Here is a 2,840-nt window from a genome sequence, read left to right on the forward strand (position 1 = left end):
ACGGCTGCAGGCATGCTTGCCGACAGTCTGGAACGGGCAGCCCTCAACCGCGAGTATCGTTCCCCGCTCATGGAGGGCCAGCTGGTCCTCGTGTCATCCTACGATCCGATGGCCGGGTTCAATGTGGGCAACGCCATGCAGCGCAACAAGCTGATCTACGCTCTGGCTGATGCAGCATTGGTCATCAGCTCCGACTATCAGAAAGGCGGGACGTGGGCCGGTGCGGCGGAACAGCTGACCACCTTGAGGTTGGTGCCGGTATTTGTCCGCTCGCAGGGCGAAATCGACAAGGGACTCCAGGAACTGCAGAACATGGGTGCACTGCCGTGGCCAAACCCGAGCAACGCCGAAGACTTGGTTCGCACCCTCAGACCAGAACAGGATCCGACCACGCACAACGAAGAACAGGCGCCTGCCCCCGTGCATGAATCGATTCCGGAACCACCGGCCACAACCAAGACCAAACCCGCTCCGGCGAAGCGTCGTTCCAAACCGAGGAAGTCGGCAGGGGGTATTGCCGAGCCGACCCTCTTCGACGCCGTACCGGAAAAAACAGTTTCGAACAAACGTGCAACAACACGACATGAGAAAACTGAAGGCACAACCGATGCAGATGGGTAGAACGGCCATGTTGAAGACTGACGGGCGCAACAAGGGACCAGGAGCACTTCCTGAATTCGCCGGTGGCGACATCTTCTGGAAGCCCGCACAAGTCATCGCGGGCGGAGAGAGCGCCACTCTGCGGGTTCTGCCACATATCTTGGAGAAGCTGCAGCGCTAGCGCCGCAGGACCGGCCCATGTCCAATCACCTTGACGGCTCCGTGTCACGGTATCTGCTGCAACACGCAGACAACCCTGTCGACTGGTATCCGTGGGGAGACGAGGCGCTGGCACGTGCACGGACCGAGGACAAGCCCATTTTCCTGAGCATCGGCTACGCAGCGTGCCACTGGTGCCACGTCATGGCCCATGAGTCTTTCGAAGACCCGGACACAGCCACCACCATGAACGCCCACTACGTTTGTATCAAGGTGGACCGCGAGGAGCGACCTGACCTCGATAGCGTGTATATGGCGGCTGTCGTCGCTTTGACTGGCCAAGGCGGCTGGCCGTTGTCAGTCTTCCTGACGCCGGACCTGCAGCCGTTCTATGGTGGCACCTACTTCCCTCCCGAGCCGCGTCAGGGCATGCCTGGCTTCCCACAGCTCCTGCACACACTGGCTGATGCCTGGAGGAACCGACGAGCAGACATCACACGTGCCGGTGCTCAGGTCGTAGCGCAGCTCGTCAGTCAGTCCACTTCAGGCACGGCCGAAGGGACCTTCGACGTCGGCACACTAACAACTGCAGTACACGACCTGGTCGAACACTACGACTGGGACAGCGGCGGCTGGGGCATGGCGCCCAAGTTCCCTCAGCCGATGGCCATCGAGTTCCTTCTGCGACGCCATCTCGCTGGTGATACGACAGCGCTTGCACCCGCCGTGCATGCTCTGCGAGCGATGGTGCGGGGCGGCATGTGGGATGTGATCGGCGGAGGGTTTGCGCGCTACTCGACGGATAACTCGTGGCATGTCCCGCACTTTGAGAAGATGCTGTACGACAACGCACAGCTGGCGCGCGCGTATTTGCACGCCTGGCAGGTGACCAGCGAGGCGTCCTTCCGGCACGTGGCCGAGGAAACGCTGACGTTCGTCACGCGGGAGATGACGACCCCGCAGGGCGCCTTCCTGTCGAGCCTCGACGCCGACTCGGAGGGCGCGGAGGGCCGATATTATGTCTGGAGCCTCGAGGAGATTCGTGCGACGCTTGGGAAGGACGCCGACCTGTTCACCGAAGCCTATGGTGTGACGGCCGGGGGTACGTGGGAGGGGACAAACGTGTTGCAGCGCTCTGTTGATAACGCGACGCTTGCAGCCCATCATAGTATTGTCCAGGGCGACGTCGACGCGCTGCTGGACAACTGCCGTACCAGACTCCTCAAAGTTCGGGGCAAGCGGGTGCGCCCAGCCGCTGACGACACGGTGCTGACAGCTTGGAACGGCTTGATGCTGGCCTCGTTTGCCGAGGCGGCACGTGCCCTCGGGGACCAGAGGTACCTTGATGTCGCCATTCGCAACGCAGACTTCCTGCTCACAGCGCTGCGACCCGACGGACAACTGCGGCGCACCTGGCGTGAGGGCACAACAGGTCCGAAGGCGTACCTGGACGATTATGCTTCGCTGATTCTTGGATTGCTGGAGCTGTACCAGACGGACTTCAACAACCGCTGGTTCGTGGCCGTGCGGCTTCTCGCCGAAGAGATGCTGGCCCGCTTCACTGACCCCGCCGGAGGGTTTTTTGATACGCCCGANNTCGGGAAATGCGCTCGCCGCGGAGGCCCTGCTGACCCTTGCCGCCCTCACGGGCCACACGGAATGGCGCAAGTTGGCAGAAAAGAGTCTTGACCTCGTGACTGATCTCGTGACACGCTATCCGACCGGCTTTGGACGCTGGCTGTGCGCTGGCGATTTCGACCTGGCGAAGGAGATGCAGGTCGCCATCGTCGGCGACCCTGCCGACAAGCGAACGATGGAGCTGGTCGGGGAGGTTCGCATGGCGTGGCGACCCAACCTGGTTGTGGCAGCTTCACCGACGCCCCTGCCCCCTGGGGTCCCTGACCTGCTTGCTGACCGTCCGATAGTGGACGGCCAACCCACCGCCTACGTCTGCGAAGGATTTGCCTGCCACCAGCTAGTGACGCGACCGGAGGATTTGAGGGAACAGCTGAGATGAAACGCGACGGTAAACGATCATGGCACCAATTGTGAATCCCAATAGTACCTGGTACAATGGGATT

4 protein-coding genes are annotated in these 2,840 nt (G+C 61.7%); all 4 read left to right on the forward strand.

From position 1 onward, the window contains the following. On the forward strand, positions 1 to 621 hold a 621-nt coding region (locus SMC5_RS10865; protein ID WP_207799216.1), incomplete at its 5' end, for a DNA-processing protein DprA. Positions 622 to 628: 7 nt separating this feature from the next. Continuing rightward, positions 629 to 781, forward strand: a complete 153-nt coding sequence (locus tag SMC5_RS10870; protein WP_165848237.1) for a hypothetical protein — start codon at positions 629 to 631, stop codon at positions 779 to 781. A 17-nt stretch (positions 782 to 798) separates the two neighbouring features. Continuing rightward, positions 799 to 2,448, forward strand: coding sequence for a thioredoxin domain-containing protein (locus SMC5_RS10035; protein WP_207799217.1), 1,650 nt, complete (start codon positions 799 to 801; stop codon positions 2,446 to 2,448). After that, entirely contained in the window at positions 2,429 to 2,776 is a 348-nt protein-coding gene (locus SMC5_RS11175; protein ID WP_207799218.1) for a hypothetical protein, read from the forward strand. The genes SMC5_RS10035 and SMC5_RS11175 overlap by 20 nt, the downstream gene beginning before the upstream one ends. Positions 2,777 to 2,840 lie beyond the last annotated feature (64 nt).

This window comes from Candidatus Cryosericum odellii (assembly GCF_003570935.1).
In the GTDB taxonomy this organism is placed as follows: Bacteria; Caldisericota; Caldisericia; order Cryosericales; family Cryosericaceae; genus Cryosericum; species Cryosericum odellii.